Below are 18935 nucleotides of genomic sequence, written 5' to 3'. Positions count from 1 at the left end.
GTGGGCCGCGGCGCGTGTGCCCCGGCCGCGGACACCCTCGTACGGCACCGCACATATCGCCCAGGAGCGCCATCCGGCACGGGCTCTTCTCGGCCGAGTGCCCTATTCCTTGATCCCCACTCGTATACGGACGCTCCGTCCGGTTACGCTCAAGGCATGCATGCCTGGCCCGCTTCTGAGGTCCCCGCCCTTCCTGGCAAGGGCCGCGTCCTCCGGATCCACGACACCGCGACCGGTGGACTCGTCACCCTTGACCCCGGTCCCGTCGCCCGTATCTACGTCTGCGGCATCACTCCGTACGACGCGACCCACATGGGTCACGCGGCGACCTACAACGCGTTCGACCTCGTGCAGCGCGTGTGGCTCGACACCAAGCGGCAGGTTCACTACGTCCAGAATGTGACCGACGTGGACGACCCGCTCCTGGAACGCGCCAAACGCGACGGAAAGGACTGGGTCGAGCTCGCCGAGGGCGAGACCGCTCTGTTCCGTGAGGACATGACCGCACTGCGGCTGCTGCCGCCGCAGCACTACATCGGAGCCGTCGAGGCGATACCCGGCATCGTGCCGCTCGTCGAACGGCTCAGGGACATGGGCGCCGCCTACGAGCTGGAGGGCGACGTCTACTTCTCCGTCGAGTCCGACAGCCACTTCGGGGAGGTGTCCGGGCTCGACGCCGCCGCGATGAAGCTGCTCTCCGCCGAGCGCGGCGGCGACCCCGAGCGCCCCGGCAAGAAGAACCCGCTCGACCCGATGCTCTGGATGGCGGCCCGCGAGGGCGAGCCCGACTGGGACGGCGGCAGCCTCGGCCGCGGGCGCCCCGGCTGGCACATCGAGTGCGTCGCCATCGCCCTGGACCACCTGGGCATGGGCTTCGACGTGCAGGGCGGGGGATCGGACCTCGCCTTCCCGCACCACGAGATGGGCGCCTCGCACGCGCAGGCCCTGACCGGCGAGTACCCCTTCGCCAAGGCGTACGTACACGCCGGCATGGTCGCCCTGGACGGCGCCAAGATGTCCAAGTCCAAGGGCAACCTCGTCTTCGTGTCGGCGCTGCGGCGCTCCGGGGTCGACCCGGCCGCCATCCGCCTCGCCCTCCTCGCGCACCACTACCGCGCCGACTGGGAGTGGACGGACGGGGTCCTCGAAGAGGCCGTCGAGCGGCTCGGCCGCTGGCGCGCGGCGGTGTCCCGCCCCGACGGGCCGCCTGCCGAGGAGCTCATCGAGGAGATGCGGGCCGCTCTCGCGGACGACCTGGACGCGCCCGCGGCTCTGGCCGCCGTCGACCGCTGGGCGGCCGCCCAGGCCGCTTCGGGCGGTACGGACGAGGGCGCCCCAGGGGTGGTCTCCCGGGCCGTCGACGCGCTCCTTGGCGTGGCCCTGTAGCCGTCCCGTCCCTCCCCACCTTGAACGGGCCGCTCCGGAAGTCCAGGAGCGGCCCGTCACAGTTCGTGGCCGGGGGCGCGTTGAAGCCGCGCCGTCAGTCGTCCGAGGAATCCGACGGCGAATCGGACGGTGAATCGGACGGCGAATCGGACGGTGCATCAGGTGGGGAATCCGGCGTGGAGTCGGGCGTCGTGCCGGGAGTCGTGTCGCGCGGGCCCGACGAGCCCTCGCCGTCGCCCTCGCTACCGCCGTCACTCCCGCTCTCGCCCTCGGCCCCCTGCTCGGCCCGCTGGGCCGGCTTGGGCTTCGGCGGACGGACGCGGTCGCCGGGGGCGTCGCGCAGATACGCGGCACCCTCACCGTCCGTCGCGTGCGTGCCGCTCTGGCCGGGCCCGCCGTCGCGGCGCCGCAGATAGCGCTCGAACTCACGGGCGATGGCCTCGCCCGACGCCTCCGGGAGCTCGGCGGTGTCCCGCGCCTCCTCCAGGGACTGCACGTACTCCGCGACCTCGCTGTCCTCGGCGGCGAGCTGGTCCACACCGAGCTGCCAGGCGCGCGCGTCCTCCGTCAGCTCGCCCAGCGGGATGCGCAGGCCGATCAGGTCCTCCAGGCGGTTGAGCAGCGCGAGCGTGGCCTTCGGGTTCGGCGGCTGCGAGACGTAGTGCGGCACGGCGGCCCAGAGGCTGACGGCCGGGACTCCCGCGTGCGTGCACGCCTCCTGGAGGATGCCGACGATGCCCGTAGGACCCTCGTACTTCGTCTCCTCCAGGTCCATGGTGCGCGCCAGGTCCGGGTCGGACGTCACGCCGCTGACCGGGACGGGCCGGGTGTGCGGGGTGTCGCCGAGCAGCGCACCCATGATCACCACCAGCTCCACGCCCAGTTCGTGCGCGAAGCCGAGGATCTCGTTGCAGAACGACCGCCAGCGCATCGACGGTTCGATGCCCCGGACCAGGACGAGGTCACGCGGCTTCTCGCCGCCCACGCGGACCACGGAGAGCCGGGTCGTCGGCCATGTGATCTTGCGCACCCCGTCGTCCAGCCAGACGGTCGGGCGGTTGACCTGGAAGTCGTAGTAGTCCTCGGCGTCCAGCGCCGCGAACACCTCGCCCTTCCACTCCTTGTCGAGATGCGCGACCGCGGTGGAGGCGGCGTCGCCGGCGTCGTTCCAGCCCTCGAACGCGGCCACCATGACCGGGTCGACCAGCTCGGGAACCCCCTCGAGCTCGATCACCCAGGCCTCCTTCCGACGTTCCCTTGCGTACGCCCCAACCTTACGGCGTCGGCGGGGGCCCCACGCAGCCCCCTCGTGTGGGGGAGTGCGTGATCACTGCCCACGCCCGGCACCGGGAAACAGCCGGTTCGGCTGGTGTCGCGGCGGCCGGTGTCACAGCGTGGAGCGCAGCCACTGCTCGACGCTCGCGATGTGTACCGTCGCCCACGACCTGGCCGCCTCCGCGTCGCGGTCGCGCAGCGCCCCGAGGATCGCGCGGTGTTCGTGCAGCGTGCGGCTGACGGCGTCCTCCTGGGTCAGGCCGCGCCAGACGCGGGCCCGTGTGGTCGGCCCGGAGAGACCGTCGAGCAGGGAGCACAGGACGGAGTTCCCCGAGGTCTTGACGATGCCGCGGTGGAACTCCAGGTCGCAGGCGACCAGCTCCTCCACGCAGGGCGCGCTCCCCAGGGCGTCCAACTGGCCGCTCAGCACGTCCAGTTCCGCGTCGGTGATGTGCGCGCAGGCCATCGCGGTGGCCGCCGGTTCGAGGATGCGGCGCACCGCGAGGAACTCCAGGACCGTGTCGTCGCGGTGGAAGTCCACGACGAAGCTCAGGGCCTCCAGGAGGAGTTGCGGGTCGAGGCTGGTCACGTACGTGCCGTCGCCCTGGCGCACGTCGAGGATGCGGATCAGCGAGAGCGCGCGGACCGCCTCGCGCAGGGAGTTGCGCGACAGGCCGAGGTCCGCGGCGAGTTCGCTCTCCTTGGGCAGCCGGTCCCCGGGGCGCAGGGCACCCGAGACGATCATTCCCTTGATCTTCTCGATGGCCTCGTCGGTGACAGCCATGGGGACCTCGCCTCAACAGTCAAAAGGGCCGGACGATACATCCGATGTATCAGGCGATTATGGCCCGCTCGCCCGCCGAAGCGCACCGGAGTCAGCCGAAGCGCTCGATCCTGATCCGGTCCACCGGCTGGCCGCCCTCCACAAGGAGCCGCGACGCGTGCTCAGCGAAGCCGTTCGAGCCGCAGACGTACGCCTCCCAGCCGTCCTCGGGCCCCGCGCCCAGGAACGGCGCCAGATGCGCCGCGGTCAGACGCCCCTCGGTGCGGGTCAGGACGACGGTGGTCTCGTCGCCGTACTCGTCCGCGTAGATCAGGTCCTCGCGCGTGCGCGCCGACACGATCAGGCGCAGCGGCAGGGCGAGCCCCGCGCGGCGGTGGTGGCGCACCATCGACATCAGCGGCACGACCCCGGAGCCGGCCCCCAGCAGCAGCGCGGGCCGGTCGCCGGGCCAGGCGAAGAAACCGGACAGCGGACCGCGCACCTCCACGGTGTCGCCGACCCGGGCCACCTCGTGCAGATGCCCCGACACCTCGCCGTCGAGCACATGGTCGAGGGTCAGCTCGATCTCGCCGCTGTCGTCCGGCGCCGAGGCGATGGAGTAGTGCCGCTGGGCGACATAGCCGTCCTCCGCCGTGAGCCGCAGCATCAGATGCTGCCCCGGCAGATGGCCCTCCCACTCGGGGACCTTGAGCCGGAACGTCGACGCGCCCGGGGTCTCCCTGCGCACCCCGGTGATCAGCGCCCGCTGCCACAGACGTCCGGCACGCTCGCTCACGGCGATCCGGCCGGGCACGGCGAACCGCGTCGGCGGCACGAAGCCCTCCGCGGCCCGCGGGGAACCGTTTTCGGAGTACGGGATGTCAGTCACCTGCGTAACGCTCCTCGGCCCACGGGTCGCCCCGGTGGTGATAGCCGTTCCGCTCCCAGAAGCCCGGCTCGTCGTGGTCGAGGAGCCGCAGCCCGGCGATCCACTTGGCGCTCTTCCAGAAGTAGAGATGCGGCACGATCAGCCGGGCGGGGCCGCCGTGCTCCGGGGGCAGCGGCTCGCCCCCGTACTCCCAGACGATCCACGCCCGGCCGCCGGTGACGTCGGCGAGCGGCAGATTGCTGGTGTACCCGGTGTGGGAGTACGCGACGACGTGGGAGGCCGCCGGGAGCGGGCGGACGGCGGCGAGGAAGCTGTCCAGACTCACCCCGCCGAAGCGCACCCCGAACTTCGACCAGCTCGTCACGCAGTGGATGTCGCCCCGGTACTCGGCCGAGGGCAGCGTGTGCGCCTCGTCCCAGCCCCAGGTGCGCGGCTCCGCGACGAGACCGTCCACGCGGAACGTCCAGTCGGCGGCGGCCAGGCTCGGCGTCACCTCGGCGGAGAGGACGGGCCAGCCGTCACGGGCGTCGTACTGGCCCGGGGGCAGGCGCGGATCGCGGTCGGCGGCGCGGGCGCGGCCGGTGAAGCCGCGGGTGGGTTCGTGTCCGGTGTCCGGGGTCATACCGTGCTCGTCTCCTGGTGGCCGCCCGCGGCGACGGTCAGGTCACGCAGGACCGCGGGCTCGTCGAGCGTGCGCAGAACGCGCTCCCGCATCAGCACACGCCCGTCCACCACAGTGTCCCGCACGTCACCGGCGGCCGCGGCGTACGCCAGCGTCGACCACGGGTCGTGCCGGGGCGCGAGGTGCGGGCGGCCGAGCTCGACGACGATCAGGTCGGCGCGCTTGCCCGCCTCCAGCGAGCCGAGCTGATCACCGAGGCCGAGCGCCCGCGCCGACTCGATGGTCGCCATCCGCACGGCCTGCTCGGCACCGACCGCCGTGGGGTCGCCGCCCGCCTTGTGCACCAGCGCGGCCATCCTCACCGCGCCGAGCACGTCGAGGGTGTTGGAGCTCACGGCACCGTCCGTGCCGAGGCCGACCGTGACGCCCGCTTCGAGCAGCTCGGGCACGCGCGCGATGCCGCAGCCCAGCTTCAGGTTCGACACCGGGCAGTGCGCGACGGCCGTGCCCGTGCGGGCCAGCGTCGCGATCTCCGCGTCGGTGAGGTCGACGGCGTGCGCGAGCAGCGTGTCCGGGCCGAGCACGCCGAGCGAGTCGAGCAGCTCCACCGGACGCATGCCGTGCTGCTCCAGGACCGTCGCCACCTCGCCCGCGTTCTCCGCCGCGTGCAGGTGCAGCAGGGCGCCGTGCTCCCGGGCCAGCGCGGCGATCTCCGTGAGCTGCTCGGGGCCCAGCGTGTACGCGGAGTGCGCGAAGACCACGGGCCGCGTGCCCGGGCCCGGGGCGCGGCCCTTCAGGTACGCGCTCGCCCAGCCGAGCCGCTCCGCGTAGGGCCGGCCGTCGGGCGGCTCCGGCACATCCATGAACGTGGGCCCGCTCAGCAGCCGCCAGCCGGCCTCCCGCGCCACGGCGTCGGCCGCCTCGTGGAACCAGTACATGTCGAGCGCCGCCGTGACCCCGCCGCGCACGGACTCGGCGATCGCGCCCCGCAGCCCGGCCGCCACCGTCTCCGGCGCGAGGAGCGCGGCCTCGCGCGGGATGACCCGGCCCAGGAACCCTTGCAGGGTGAGGTCGTCGGCGATGCCGCGCAGCAGGTTCATCGCGAGGTGCGTGTGCGTGTTGATCAGACCCGGCAGCACCAGACAGTCCCGGGCGTCGATCTCCCGCGCGGCCGTGTACGAGGCGCGCAGCCGGTCGGCGGGGCCGACCTCCACGATCCGTCCGGCGCGCACGGCGACCGCGCCGGCCGGCACGACGGTGCCCGCCGCGTCGACGGTCAGCACGTCGCCGCCGTGCACCAGCAGGTCCAGGTCGCTGGAGCCGCCGCGGTCCTGGGCGGGCAGGTCAGTGTGGGGCATCGGTTCCGCTCTCCCGGGTCGCTACGGTCGCTGTGCTCGTTCGGTGCTCGGGGCCGAGACCAGGAGGCGCAGCGCGTCCAAGGCTACGCGGGCAGCCCGGTCGACCCCGGCGGCGACCACCTCGCGGTGCGGGTCGTAGCCGCCGGACGACAGGGGCGCCTCGTCGTCGACCAGCTCGTCCGCGTTGGCGCCGTCCACCACCAGGGCGCCGCCCGCGGTCAGACCGTGCGTGGAGGCGAAGACGTACAGCGCCGAGAGCTCCATCTCGATGGCCGCGACGCCCGCTCGCGCGTACGCGTCGCCGGGCAGCGGCAGGAAGCCGGGCTGGAACGCGGCCCGCGTCCACACCACGCCCCGGTGGTGGGGCGCGTCGGCCGCCCGAGCCGCCCGCTGGAGGGCGATGACCGCCTCCGGCGCGGCGAACGCCGGGTACTCCGCGGGGATGAGCTGCTGGGTCACGCCGTCATCGCGTACCGCCGCGTCCGCGATGACCAGGTCGCCGTCGCGGATGCCGGCCCTGATCGCGCCCGCCGTGCCGAGCCGCAGGAAGGTGCGGACGCCGGCCGCGGCGAGCTCCTGGAAGAGCAGCAGCGCACCGGGCGCGCCGACGCCGTGCGAGGCGACGACGACGGGGGTGCCCCGCCAGTCCCCGGTGAAGGTGCGGTACTCGCGGTGGTACGACACCTCCTTGGCGTCGGCGAGGAGCGCGGCGACGGCCTCCGCGCGGCCCGGATCACCGACCACGACCGCCTGGGCGGGCAGCCCGGTGGTGGGCACGCGGGTGATGGGCTGGGCGTCGGACGGCGGCGTCATGGAAGAGCTCACGCCGGTGATCGTACGCAGCGCCGGACACGGATAAGGGGCGGCCCCCATGGGAACCGCCCCGGGAACCGCCCCTTACCGGACACTCGACCGCTCGTACGGTCGGCCCCTGTCGCTCAGGCCTTCTTGCCCAGCAGGTCGTCGACCTTGCCGCGCACGTCGTCCGTGGCCAGGCCGCGGATCGTCAGCGTGGTGCGGCGGCGCAGCACGTCGTCCGCCGTCTCGGCCCACTCGTTGTCGCGGGCGTAGACGACCTGCGCCCAGATCTCCGGGGCGTCGGGGTGGACGCGCTCGGCGAGCTCCGGGTTCTCGTTCGCCAGGCGGGCGATGTCGAAGGAGAGCGAGCCGTAGTGCGTCGCCAGGTGCTTGGCGGTGTCGGCGGCCATGCGCGGGCCGGGCGCCGGGCCGTCCACCAGGAGGCGGTGCGCGACGGCACGCGGGTTGGCGATGCCGGGCAGCGGCAGCTTCTTCGGCAGCTCCGAGATCGGCTCGTAGTCGTCGCCGAGCGGGTGGCCGGGAAGCGCCTCCAGCTTCTTCATCACCGTACGGCCGATGTGGCGGAAGGTCGTCCACTTGCCGCCCGCGACCGACAGCATGCCGCCGCGACCCTCGCTGACGACCGTCTCGCGCTTGGCCTTGGAGGTGTCGCCGGGGCCGCCGGGCAGCACCCGCAGACCCGCGAAGGAGTACGTGATCAGGTCACGCGAAAGCTGCTGGTCGCGGATGGAGAACGCGGCCTCGTCCAGGATCTGGGCGGTGTCGGCCTCGGTGACGCGCACGTCCGCCGGGTCGCCCTCGAACTCCTCGTCGGTCGTGCCGAGCAGCAGCATGTCCTCCCACGGCAGGGCGAACGTGATGCGGTACTTGTCGATCGGCGTGGCCAGCGCGGCCTTCCAGGGGGCGGTGCGCTTGAGGACCAGGTGCGCGCCCTTGGAGAGGCGGATGGAGGGCGCCGCGTCCGGGTTCTCCATCTTGCGCAGGTGGTCGACCCACGGGCCGGTGGCGTTCAGCACCAGACGGGCGTTGACCCCGAACTCGTCGCCGCTCATGCGGTCCTTGAGCTCGGCGCCCGTGACCCGGCCCTTGGTGAAGCGCAGGCCCGTGACCTCGGCGTGGTTGAGGACGGCGGCGCCGGCCTCGACGGCCGCGCGGACCGTCATCAGAGCCATGCGGGAGTCGTTCATCTGGTCGTCGCCGTAGACGGCCACGGCCTTCAGGTTGTCGGTGCGCAGCTCCGGCACGTCCTGCGCGGCCTTGGAGGGCGAGAGCAGGTGGCCGACGCCGTCGCCGAACGCGGACAGCGCGCTGTACGCGAACACGCCCGCGCCCAGCTTTGCGGCGCCGTGCGGGCCGCCCTTGTAGACGGGCAGGTAGAAGGTGAGCGGGTTCGCCAGGTGGGGAGCCACCTGGCGGGACACCGCGCGACGCTCGAAGTGGTTCTCCGCGACCAGCTTCACCGCGCCGGTCTGCAGGTAGCGCAGGCCGCCGTGGAGCAGCTTGGAGGAGGCGGAGGAGGTGGCGCCGGCGAAGTCACCGGCGTCCACCAGGGCCACCCGCAGTCCCGACTGCGCGGCATGCCAGGCGGTGGAGATGCCCAGGATTCCGCCGCCGATCACCAGGAGGTCGTACGTCGCCTTGGAAAGCTGCTCCCGGGTCTCGGCGCGGCTCGGGTTGAGGCCGGCAGCCGGATGCGTCCCGAGGGCAGGGACGCTCTGCAGGGTGGTCATTGTCTTACTCCTCGCCACTCTCATCGAGCCAACCCATGGACCGCTCGACGGCCTTGAGCCAGCTCTTGTACTCACGGTCGCGGGTGCCCGCGTCCATGTGGGGGGTCCATTCCGCGGCCCGCCGCCAGTTGGCGCGCAGCTCGTCGGTCGAGGACCAGAAGCCGACGGCGAGACCGGCGGCGTAGGCGGCACCGAGGCAGGTCGTCTCGGCCACCATCGGGCGCACCACGGGCGCGTCGAGGAAGTCCGAGATGGTCTGCATCAGCAGGTTGTTGGAGGTCATGCCGCCGTCGACCTTGAGGGCCGCGAGCTCGACGCCGGAGTCCTTCGTCATGGCGTCGGTGATCTCACGGGTCTGCCAGGCCGTGGCCTCCAGGACGGCGCGCGCGATGTGCGCCTTGGTGACGTACCGCGTCAGACCGGCGATCACACCGCGGGCGTCGGAGCGCCAGTACGGGGCGAACAGACCGGAGAAGGCCGGCACGAAGTAGGCGCCGCCGTTGTCCTCGACCGACGACGCGAGCGTCTCGATCTCGGCGGCGGAGTTGATCAGGCCCATCTGGTCGCGCATCCACTGCACCAGCGAACCGGTGACGGCGATGGAGCCTTCCAGGGCGTAGACCGGCTTCTGGTCGCCGATCTGGTAGCCGACCGTGGTCAGCAGGCCCGAGTAGGAGTTGATGGCCTTGTCACCGGTGTTCATCAGCATGAACGTGCCGGTGCCGTACGTGGACTTGGCCTCGCCCTCGTCGAAGCAGGTCTGGCCGAACAGGGCCGCCTGCTGGTCGCCGAGCGCGGAGGCGACGGGGATGCCGCCGAGCAGGTCGCCGAGCTTGCCGCCGGTGACCTCGCCGTAGACCTCGGCGGAGGAGCGGATCTCGGGAAGCATCGCCGTCGGCACGCCGATGGACTCGCAGATCTTCTCGTCCCACTGCATCTTGTGCAGGTTCATCAGCAAGGTGCGGGAGGCGTTGGTGACGTCGGTGACGTGCCTGCCGCCGTTCGTGCCGCCGGTCAGGTTCCAGATGACCCAGGAGTCCATGGTGCCGAAGAGGATGTCGCCGGCCTCGGCGCGCTCGCGCAGACCCTCGACGTTGTCGAGCAGCCAGCGGGCCTTCGGGCCCGCGAAGTAGGAGGCCAGCGGCAGGCCGGTCTCGCGGCGGAAGCGGTCCTGGCCGACGTTGCGCCCCAGCTCCCGGCAGAGCGCGTCGGTGCGGGTGTCCTGCCAGACGATGGCGTTGTGCACCGGCTCGCCGGTGTTCTTGTCCCACAGCAGCGTGGTCTCACGCTGGTTGGTGATGCCGATCGCCTTGATGTCGTCGCGGGTGATGCCGGCCTTGGAGACGGCCCCGGCCACGACCTCCTCGACGTTGGTCCAGATCTCGGTCGCGTCGTGCTCGACCCAGCCCGGCTTCGGGAAGATCTGCTCGTGCTCCTTCTGGTCGACGGAGACGATCCGGCCGTCCTTGTCGAAGACGATGCAGCGGCTCGACGTGGTGCCCTGGTCGATGGCCGCGATGAAGGGGCCTGCGGTGTGTGCGTCGGTCACGGTGTGCTCCAGAAAGTTCTTTGCTGTCGGTCTCAGGCGTCTTTGCCGGTCATCGGTCGCTGTCGCGGGTCTACTTGAACGCGACGTTGTAGAGACCGCCGGCGATGGCGCCGCCGATCAGCGGGCCGACGATCGGGACCCAGGCGTACGACCAGTCCGAGCTGCCCTTGTTCGGCAGCGGGAGCAGGGAGTGCACGATGCGCGGACCGAGGTCGCGGACGGGGTTGATCGCGTACCCCGTGGGGCCACCGATGGAGAGACCGATGCTGACCACGACGAGCGCGGTGATCAGGGCGCCGAGGGTGCCGAGGCCGTTGCCGCTGTCGTTCAGGCCCTGCGTGAGGATCGCGAGGACCAGGACGATCGTGGCGATGATCTCCGTGAGCACGTTCTGGGCGTAGTTCCGGATTTCCGGGCCGGTCGTGAAGATGCCGAGCACCGGGCCGGCCGAGGGAGCGGTCTTCTGGTCGACCATGCCCTCCTCGGCGGGCTGTGCCGCGAGGATCTCGGGGTCGGTCAGGTGGGCCTTGAACTGACCCAGGTAGGCGAGCCACACCAGCACGGCGCCGATCATCGCGCCGAGGAGCTGCGAGGCCAGGTAGAGCGGAACATCGCTCCACTTGGTGCCGCCCTCGATGGCGAGACCGAGCGTGACCGCCGGGTTGAGATGGGCGCCGGAGACGCCCCCCGCGATATAGGCGCCGGTCAGTACGGCGAAGCCCCACCCGAAGGTGATCGCGAGCCAGCCGGCGTCCTTGGCCTTTGAGCGCTTGAGCGTGACGGCGGCACACACGCCACCGCCGAGCAGGATGAGCACGGCGGTACCGATGGTCTCGCCGATGAAGATGTCGGAGCTGGACACCCGCGACTCCTTTGTCCTTCGTCCAGGGGAAGGCGAACCCCGGGTCCCTCCGGTGGTCCGCGACCTCAGGTGAGGTCGTTGCCGGCCCGTGGCGTTGTCCCACTCTAACGCGTAATGCCGGTAGGTGTTCGACAATGCCGACCGATGGACGCGAGTCTCACCCCGGGGTTACTTGCTCGTCAAGAGTTCTGTTATTGAAAACACGATCGTTATTGATCGCTTCGACCTATCGGTCCAGGCAGGGCCCGGCCAGGGACGATTCGGTCCATCGATGGTCGCCCCGGGCCCCGACGTACGCACGTCGGCGCGACGGCCGCGGGCTCAGAAACGCCCGGCGCCCAGGTCCCTGGAGACGGCGCGCGCGCAGTCCCGCACGGCGGCGATCAGCTCGGGGCGCAGCTCCCCGTCCCGGCAGACCCGCTCCACGGCACCGGTCACGCCGACCGCGCCGACCGGCATGCGGCGCCGGTCGTGGATGGGGGCCGCGACGGACGCGATGCCCTCCCAGGTCTCCTCGACGTCGGCCGCGTACCCGCGCGCGCGGGTGATGTCCAGGACGCCCTCGAAGCCGTCGGGGTCGGTCACCGTGCGGGCCGTGAGCGGCCTGCGCTCGGCCTCCAGGGCTTCGTTGTGCGCGACCGGGTCGTAGGCGGAGAGCACCTTGCCGAGGGCCGTGGAGTGCAGCGGCTGCATGGCGCCCACCTCCAGGACCTGTCGGCTGTCGTCGGGCCGGAAGACGTGGTGGACGATGAGCACGCCCTGCTGGTGCAGCACGCCGAGGTGGACGCTCTCGCCGCTGGAGCGGGCCAGGTCGTCGGTCCACACCAGGGCGCGGGCCCGCAGCTCGTGCACGTCCAGATAGCTGTTGCCCAGGCGCAGCAGCTCGGCGCCCAGCTGGTAGCGGCCGGAGGCGGAGTCCTGCTCGACGAAGCCCTCGGCCTGGAGGGTGCGCAGGATGCCGTGTGCCGTGCCCTTGGCGAGATCGAGCGAGGAGGCGATCTCCGAGAGACCGAGCCGTCGCTCACCGCCCGCGAGCAGCCGCAGCATGGCCGCGGCCCGTTCGAGCGACTGGATGTTGCGTGCCATCGCAGCCCCTACCTCCGATCCCCACACCAATACTCGACGTTCGACAATGCTGAACACTATCGGTCGTTGTCGACCTCCCGCTAATGCCCGGACAGCCTGTGTTGCCCCCCTTTCCCCCCTCAGGGGCCACTTCAAGCCGCGGCGGAGCCACCCGTCCGCCCCGTGGACGCCTTCACCGCGAGAAGGAGGTGCCCGCTACCCTGGCCGGGTGCACCTTCCAGCAGAGGGCGCAAAGCCGACAGCCGTCGCACTCCAGGGAGCTCCTCAATGGCCTCGTCGCCTACCCCTTCGTCACCCTCCATCCCCGTTTCGCCCGAGAGCAGGACCCGGGCCGACGCCCTCCGCGAGGCCCTCGCCACCCGTGTCGTGGTGGCCGACGGTGCGATGGGCACGATGCTCCAGGCGCAGGACCCCACGTTGGAGGACTTCCAGCAGCTCGAGGGCTGCAACGAAGTCCTGAACGTCACCCGGCCCGACATCGTGCGCTCCGTCCACGAGGAGTACTTCGCCGTCGGCGTCGACTGCGTGGAGACCAACACGTTCGGCGCGAACTTCGCCGCCCTGAACGAGTACGACATCCCCGAGCGCAACTTCGAGCTCTCCGAGGCCGGAGCCCGCATCGCCCGCGAGGTCGCCGACGAGTTCACGGCATCGACGGGTCAGCAGCGCTGGGTCCTCGGCTCCATGGGCCCCGGCACCAAGCTGCCCACCCTCGGCCACGCCCCGTACGGCATCCTGCGCGACGCCTACCAGATCAACGCCGAAGGCATGATCGCGGGCGGCGCCGACGCCCTCCTGGTGGAGACCACCCAGGACCTCCTGCAGACCAAGGCGGCCATCCTCGGCGCCCGCCGCGCCCTGGACGCCACCGGCGCGAACCTCCCGGTGATCTGCTCCGTCACCGTCGAGACCACCGGCACGATGCTCCTCGGCTCCGAGATCGGCGCCGCCCTGACGGCCCTGGAGCCGCTCGGTATCGACATGATCGGCCTGAACTGCGCCACCGGCCCCGCCGAGATGAGCGAGCACCTGCGCTACCTCGCCCGCCACTCGCGCGTGCCGATCTCCTGCATGCCCAACGCGGGCCTGCCGGTCCTCGGCAAGAACGGCGCCCACTACCCCCTGACGGCCCCGGAGCTGGCCGACGCCCAGGAGGCCTTCGTACGCGACTACGGCCTCTCCCTGGTCGGCGGCTGCTGCGGCACCACCCCCGAGCACCTGCGCCAGGTCGTCGAGCGCGTCCGCGGCGTCGAGACCGTACGCCGCGAGCCGCACCCCGAGCCGGGCGCCGCCTCGCTGTACCAGACGGTGCCGTTCCGCCAGGACACCTCGTACCTGGCGATCGGCGAGCGCACGAACGCCAACGGCAGCAAGAAGTTCCGCGAGGCCATGCTGGAGGGCCGCTGGGACGACTGCGTGGAGATGGCGCGCGACCAGATCCGCGAGGGCGCGCACATGCTCGACCTGTGCGTCGACTACGTCGGCCGGGACGGCGTGAAGGACATGGAGGAGCTGGCCGGACGCTTCGCCACCGCCTCCACCCTCCCCATCGTCCTGGACTCCACCGAGCTGCCCGTGCTGCGGGCCGGCCTGGAGAAGCTGGGCGGCCGCGCGGTCATCAACTCCATCAACTACGAGGACGGCGACGGCCCCGAGTCCCGCTTCACCAAGGTCGCCGCGCTGGCCAAGGAGCACGGCGCCGCCCTGATCGCGCTGACCATCGACGAGGAGGGCCAGGCCCGCACGGCCGAGCACAAGGTCGCCATCGCCGAGCGCCTCATCGACGACCTCACCGGCAACTGGGGCATCCACGAGTCGGACATCCTCATCGACACCCTGACCTTCACCATCTGCACCGGTCAGGAGGAGTCACGGGGCGACGGCGCCGCGACCATCGAGGCGATCCGCGAGCTGAAGAAGCGCCACCCCGACGTGCAGACCACGCTGGGCCTCTCCAACATCTCCTTCGGTCTCAACCCGGCCGCCCGCGTCCTGCTCAACTCCGTCTTCCTGGACGAGTGCGTCAAGGCGGGCCTGGACTCCGCGATCGTGCACGCCTCCAAGATCCTGCCCATCGCGCGCTTCGACGACGAGCAGGTCACCGTCGCCCGCGACCTCATCTTCGACCGCCGCGCCGAGGGCTACGACCCCCTCCAGAAGCTCATGGAGCTCTTCGAGGGCGTCTCCACCAAGTCGATGAAGGCGGGCAAGGCCGAGGAACTCCTCGCCCTGCCGCTCGGCGAACGCCTCCAGCGCCGCATCATCGACGGCGAGAAGAACGGCCTGGAGACCGACCTCGACGAGGCCCTGGAGACCCGCCCGGCGCTCGACATCGTCAACGACACCCTCCTGGAGGGCATGAAGGTCGTCGGCGAGCTCTTCGGCTCCGGCCAGATGCAGCTGCCCTTCGTGCTCCAGTCCGCCGAGGTCATGAAGACGGCCGTGGCCCACCTGGAGCCGCACATGGAGAAGTCGGACGCCGAGGGCAAGGGCACCATCGTCCTGGCCACCGTCCGCGGCGACGTCCACGACATCGGCAAGAACCTCGTCGACATCATCCTGTCGAACAACGGCTACAACGTCGTCAACCTCGGCATCAAGCAGCCCGTCACCGCGATCCTGGACGCCGCCGCCGAGCACCGCGCCGACGTGATCGGCATGTCGGGCCTCCTCGTCAAGTCCACCGTGATCATGAAGGAGAACCTGGAGGAGCTCAACCAGCGCGGCATGTCCGCCGACTTCCCGGTGATCCTCGGCGGCGCCGCTCTCACCCGCGCCTACGTCGAGCAGGACCTGCACGAGATCTACCAGGGCGAGGTCCGCTACGCCCGCGACGCCTTCGAGGGCCTGCGCCTGATGGACGCCCTCATCGCCGTCAAGCGCGGCGTGCCCGGCGCGACGCTGCCCGAGCTCAAGCAGCGCCGCGTCCCCACCAGCGCGACGACCGCCGTCCTCGACGTCACCGAGGAGGAGGGGCCCGCCCGCTCCGACGTCGCCACGGACAACCCCGTGCCCACCCCGCCCTTCTGGGGCTCCCGTGTCGTCAAGGGCATCCAGCTCAAGGAGTACGCCTCCTGGCTCGACGAGGGCGCGCTCTTCAAGGGCCAGTGGGGCCTGAAGCAGGCGCGCACGGGTGACGGGCCCTCGTACGAGGAACTCGTCGAGCGTGAGGGACGCCCGCGGCTGCGCGGCTGGCTGGACGAGCTGCACACCAAGAACCTCCTGGAGGCGGCCGTCGTGCACGGCTACTACCCGTGCGTCTCCAAGGGCGACGACCTGCTCATCCTCAACGACGACGGCTCGGAGCGGACCCGCTTCTCCTTCCCGCGCCAGCGCCGCGGCCGCCGGCTCTGCCTCGCGGACTTCTTCCGCCCCGAGGAGTCCGGGGAGACCGACGTCGTCGGCTTCCAGATCGTCACCGTCGGCTCGCGGATCGGTGAGGCGACCGCCGAGCTCTTCGCCGCCGACTCCTACCGCGACTACCTCGAACTGCACGGCCTGTCCGTGCAGTTGGCCGAGGCGCTCGCCGAGTACTGGCACGCGCGCGTGCGCGCCGAGCTCGGCTTCGGCGGCGAGGACCCCGCCGGCGTGGAGGACATGTTCGCCCTGAAGTACCGCGGCGCCCGCTTCTCGCTCGGCTACGGCGCCTGCCCCGACCTGGAGGACCGCGCCAAGATCGCCGACCTGCTGCGGCCCGAGCGGATCGGCGTACACCTCTCGGAGGAGTTCCAGCTCCACCCGGAGCAGTCCACGGACGCGATCGTCATCCACCACCCCGAGGCGAAGTACTTCAACGCGCGCTGATCCGGGACAGCCGTACACTGGTCGGTCCAGTGCAGGCCGGTTGCCTTGCCGTCTAGGCGGGCGACCGGCCTTCTCGTCCCTCATGGAAGGTGTGGTCGCATGACCAGTACGGTTCCCGCGCTCAACACCCGAATGGCCGAAGGCTCGGCGTTGCAGGCCGTTCTCCTCGACATGGACGGAACACTCGTCGACACCGAGGGCTTCTGGTGGGACGCCGAGGTCGAGGTGTTCGCCCGCCTCGGGCACACGCTCGACGAGGCCTGGCGTGAGGTCGTCGTCGGCGGCCCGATGACGCGCAGCGCGGCCTTCCTCATCGAGTCCACCGGCGCCGACGTCACCGTCGCGGAACTCACCGTGCTGCTCAACGACTGCTTCGAGGACCGCATCAGCCGCTCGCTGCCGCTGATGCCGGGCGCCGCCCGGCTGCTCGCCGAACTCGCCGCGCACGACGTCCCCATGGCGCTCGTGTCCGCCTCGCACCGGCGCATCATCGACCGTGTGCTCGACTCGATCGGCGCCCACCACTTCACGCTCACCGTCGCGGGTGACGAGGTGTCCCGCACCAAGCCCCACCCCGACCCCTATCTGCTCGCCGCCTCGGGGCTCGGCGCCGACCCCGCGAGATGCGCTGTCATCGAGGACACCGCGACCGGGGTGGCCGCCGCGGAGGCCGCGGGCTGCCGCGTGGTGGCGGTGCCGTCGGTCGCGCCGATCCCCCCGCTCACGGGACGCACGGTCGTCCCGTCCCTCGAACACGTCAACCTGCCTTTCCTGCAAGGCCTCATGACCCTCTGACAGGTCGGACAGGTTCGCTTCCGAACCTGATCCAATGTGTGACCTTTCCCACCTGCGCGGGGGTCGACAGTGGGGGCAGCATGTGCAGTGACCCCTTCCAGGGCCCCTGCGGGCGTGACGTTGTGTCCCGATTAGTGGGAGCGTGCACGAAACCTTCCGGTGTTGGGTTATCAATGCGTCCACGCCCGGTTTCACTGCGTGATTGATGCTCCGCGGCCACCCTTTCCGGCGCCCAACTGCCGCGGACTAATGTCATCGCGAGAACATCGCCCCACCCCCCGTGCACCCCCATCAACCCCACCCCGCGTTGCGGGTTTCACGGGATCCAAGAGCTCTGGAGAACGTCGAGCATGAACCGCAAGACTTTGGTGCTGCCGGCTGTCATAGGTCTGCTCGCCCCCGCCCTCGCCGCCTGTGGCGGATCGGGCAGCGGAGACGGTGACGACGCGATCGCTGTCGGCACCACGGACGCGTTCGCCATCTCGAAGAAGGCGCCGGCACCCTTCGATCCCGCGTACGCCTACGACGCCGGTTCCTGGAGCCTGCTGCGGCAGACCCTCCAGACGCTGATGGCCCTGCCGCGCGCCGGGGGCGACCCGCAGCCCGAGGCCGCCGAGCAGTGCGGCTTCACCGACACGGGCAACGAGCGCTACTCCTGCACCCTGCGCAAGGGCCTGAAGTTCTCCGACGGCGAGCCGCTGACCGCCGCCGACGTGAAGTTCTCCATCGAGCGGGTCCGCGACATCAAGATCAAGGACTCCAGCGGCGTCGACGCTCTGGTGTCGAACGTCCAGGAGATCGAGACGCAGGGTGACCGCGAGGTCATCTTCCACCTCAAGACCTCGGACGCGACGTTCCCGTACAAGCTGGCCACGCCGGCCGCCGGCATCATCAGCAAGGACGACTACCCCAAGAACAAGCTCCGCGACGGCTTCGAGATCTCCGGCTCCGGCCCGTACATCGCGAAGCAGGAGGTCGAAGGCGACCGTCTGGTGAAGACGGTCTTCAGCAAGAACCCCCACTACAAGGGTGAGTTCAAGCCGCAGAGCGACACGGTGGAGCTGCACAGCTTCAACGACACCAAGTCCATGGGCGAGGCGCTCGAGGACGGCGACATCGACGTGATGGCGCGCACCATGTCGCCCGAGCAGGTCGAGAAGCTCGACGGGTCCTCCGACGAGAAGATCGACCTGGTCGAGATGCAGGGTCTGGAGATCCGCTACCTCGCCTTCAACACCGAGGCCGCGCCGGCCAAGAGCAAGGCCGTCCGCCAGGCCATGGCGCAGGTCATCGACCGCGGCGCGCTGACCTCCTCGGTGTACGGCGCGACGGCCGACCCGCTGTTCTCGCTGGTGCCGAGCACCATCACCGGCCACGCCAACTCGTTCTTCAACAAGTACGGCGACCCGGACACGGCCAAGGCCCGCTCCGAGCTGAGCAAGGCGAACATCACCACTCCGGTGAAGATGACGCTGAACTACACCACCGACCACTACGGTCCGGCGACGAAGAAGGAGTTCGAGGTGCTCCAGAAGCAGCTCAACGACTCCGGTCTGTTCGACGTCTCCATCAAGGGCACGCCCTGGGGCACCTTCCGCCCCGCCGAGCGCGACGGCAAGTACGCCGTGTACGGCATGGGCTGGTTCCCCGACTTCCCCGACGCCGACAGCTTCATCGCGCCCTTCCTCGACAAGGGCAACTTCCTCGGCTCGCCGTACGCGAACGACGAGATCATCGACCAGCTGATCCCGACCTCGCGCCGCGAGGCCGACCGGCTGGCCGCGTCCAAGAGCATCCGCAAGATCCAGGACATCGTCGCCGAGGACGTCCCCGTCCTGCCGCTCTGGCAGGGCAAGCAGTACATCGCCGCGCGGGACGACATCACGGGCGTCGAGTACGCCCTCAACTCCGCCTCCAGCCTCCAGCTGTGGGAGCTCGGCCGCGGCGTCGGCGAATGACACTCTGACGCGTCGCCATCGCGGCCCGCACACAGCGCG

General features: G+C 70.9%; 14 protein-coding genes. 4 read left to right on the top strand and 10 right to left on the bottom strand.

Annotated features, from left to right (window positions below):
• Positions 1-156: 156 nt before the first annotated feature.
• On the top strand, positions 157-1386 hold the full coding sequence (gene mshC, locus ACRAKF_RS09105) for a cysteine--1-D-myo-inosityl 2-amino-2-deoxy-alpha-D-glucopyranoside ligase (RefSeq protein WP_447036424.1): 1230 nt from the start codon (positions 157-159) through the stop codon (positions 1384-1386).
• A gap of 94 nt (positions 1387-1480) precedes the next feature.
• Here mshC and ACRAKF_RS09100 read toward each other — a convergent pair whose 3' ends face one another.
• From ACRAKF_RS09100 to ACRAKF_RS09055, 10 genes are all read right to left on the bottom strand, one after another.
• Positions 1481-2620, bottom strand: coding sequence for a PAC2 family protein (locus ACRAKF_RS09100; protein WP_447036423.1), 1140 nt, complete (start codon positions 2618-2620; stop codon positions 1481-1483).
• 153 nt (positions 2621-2773) lie between these two features.
• Positions 2774-3445, bottom strand: a complete 672-nt coding sequence (locus ACRAKF_RS09095) for a FadR/GntR family transcriptional regulator (protein ID WP_447036422.1) — start codon at positions 3443-3445, stop codon at positions 2774-2776.
• Between the two features lie 91 nt (positions 3446-3536).
• Positions 3537-4313: a ferredoxin reductase gene (locus ACRAKF_RS09090; RefSeq protein ID WP_447036421.1), complete on the bottom strand. Its 777-nt coding sequence runs from the start codon at positions 4311-4313 to the stop codon at positions 3537-3539.
• Positions 4306-4935 (bottom strand): sulfite oxidase-like oxidoreductase, encoded by a 630-nt coding sequence (locus ACRAKF_RS09085; protein ID WP_447036420.1) that lies wholly within the window; start codon positions 4933-4935, stop codon positions 4306-4308. Before ACRAKF_RS09085 ends, ACRAKF_RS09090 begins: the two co-directional genes overlap by 8 nt.
• Entirely contained in the window at positions 4932-6293 is a 1362-nt protein-coding gene (locus ACRAKF_RS09080; protein ID WP_447036419.1) for an amidohydrolase, read from the bottom strand. Before ACRAKF_RS09080 ends, ACRAKF_RS09085 begins: the two co-directional genes overlap by 4 nt.
• Before the next feature lie 21 nt (positions 6294-6314).
• Positions 6315-7106, bottom strand: a complete 792-nt coding sequence (locus ACRAKF_RS09075) for a nucleoside phosphorylase (protein ID WP_447041884.1) — start codon at positions 7104-7106, stop codon at positions 6315-6317.
• Between the two features lie 125 nt (positions 7107-7231).
• A complete protein-coding gene (locus ACRAKF_RS09070; RefSeq protein ID WP_447036418.1) occupies positions 7232-8842 on the bottom strand; it encodes an FAD-dependent oxidoreductase in 1611 nt (536 codons plus the stop codon).
• Positions 8843-8846: 4 nt separating this feature from the next.
• Positions 8847-10391, bottom strand: coding sequence for a glycerol kinase GlpK (gene glpK, locus ACRAKF_RS09065; RefSeq protein WP_447036417.1), 1545 nt, complete (start codon positions 10389-10391; stop codon positions 8847-8849).
• 70 nt (positions 10392-10461) lie between these two features.
• On the bottom strand, positions 10462-11253 hold the full coding sequence (locus ACRAKF_RS09060; RefSeq protein ID WP_447036416.1) for an MIP/aquaporin family protein: 792 nt from the start codon (positions 11251-11253) through the stop codon (positions 10462-10464).
• A gap of 321 nt (positions 11254-11574) precedes the next feature.
• Complete coding sequence (locus ACRAKF_RS09055; RefSeq protein ID WP_447036415.1) at positions 11575-12339, bottom strand: IclR family transcriptional regulator; 765 nt, start codon at positions 12337-12339, stop codon at positions 11575-11577.
• A 267-nt stretch (positions 12340-12606) separates the two neighbouring features.
• Between ACRAKF_RS09055 and metH the strand changes: the two genes are divergently transcribed.
• The 3 genes from metH to ACRAKF_RS09040 all read left to right on the top strand — a co-directional run bounded on the left by metH (position 12607) and on the right by ACRAKF_RS09040 (position 18896).
• On the top strand, positions 12607-16143 hold the full coding sequence (gene metH, locus ACRAKF_RS09050; protein WP_447036414.1) for a methionine synthase: 3537 nt from the start codon (positions 12607-12609) through the stop codon (positions 16141-16143).
• 99 nt (positions 16144-16242) lie between these two features.
• Positions 16243-16938 (top strand): HAD-IA family hydrolase, encoded by a 696-nt coding sequence (locus tag ACRAKF_RS09045; RefSeq protein ID WP_447036413.1) that lies wholly within the window; start codon positions 16243-16245, stop codon positions 16936-16938.
• 350 nt (positions 16939-17288) lie between these two features.
• Positions 17289-18896 carry an ABC transporter substrate-binding protein gene (locus ACRAKF_RS09040; protein WP_447036412.1) on the top strand — a complete coding sequence of 536 codons (1608 nt, stop codon included), beginning with the start codon at positions 17289-17291 and terminating at the stop codon, positions 18894-18896.
• Positions 18897-18935 lie beyond the last annotated feature (39 nt).

It is taken from the genome of Streptomyces sp. DSM 118878 (genome assembly GCF_052936595.1).
This window is presented reverse-complemented; position numbering and strand designations above follow the sequence as displayed.

Bases quoted from the DNA above. Each gene is read 5' to 3' on its own strand.
- ACRAKF_RS09045 (WP_447036413.1), top strand. From the start codon at position 16,243: ATGACCAGTACGGTTCCCGCGCTCAACACCCGAATGGCCGAAGGCTCG.
- ACRAKF_RS09055 (WP_447036415.1), bottom strand. From the start codon at position 12,339: ATGGCACGCAACATCCAGTCGCTCGAACGGGCCGCGGCCATGCTGCGG.
- metH (WP_447036414.1), top strand. From the start codon at position 12,607: ATGGCCTCGTCGCCTACCCCTTCGTCACCCTCCATCCCCGTTTCGCCC.
- ACRAKF_RS09040 (WP_447036412.1), top strand. From the start codon at position 17,289: ATGAACCGCAAGACTTTGGTGCTGCCGGCTGTCATAGGTCTGCTCGCC.
- ACRAKF_RS09080 (WP_447036419.1), bottom strand. From the start codon at position 6,293: ATGCCCCACACTGACCTGCCCGCCCAGGACCGCGGCGGCTCCAGCGAC.
- ACRAKF_RS09085 (WP_447036420.1), bottom strand. From the start codon at position 4,935: ATGACCCCGGACACCGGACACGAACCCACCCGCGGCTTCACCGGCCGC.
- mshC (WP_447036424.1), top strand. From the start codon at position 157: ATGCATGCCTGGCCCGCTTCTGAGGTCCCCGCCCTTCCTGGCAAGGGC.
- ACRAKF_RS09095 (WP_447036422.1), bottom strand. From the start codon at position 3,445: ATGGCTGTCACCGACGAGGCCATCGAGAAGATCAAGGGAATGATCGTC.
- ACRAKF_RS09070 (WP_447036418.1), bottom strand. From the start codon at position 8,842: ATGACCACCCTGCAGAGCGTCCCTGCCCTCGGGACGCATCCGGCTGCC.
- ACRAKF_RS09075 (WP_447041884.1), bottom strand. From the start codon at position 7,106: ATGACGCCGCCGTCCGACGCCCAGCCCATCACCCGCGTGCCCACCACC.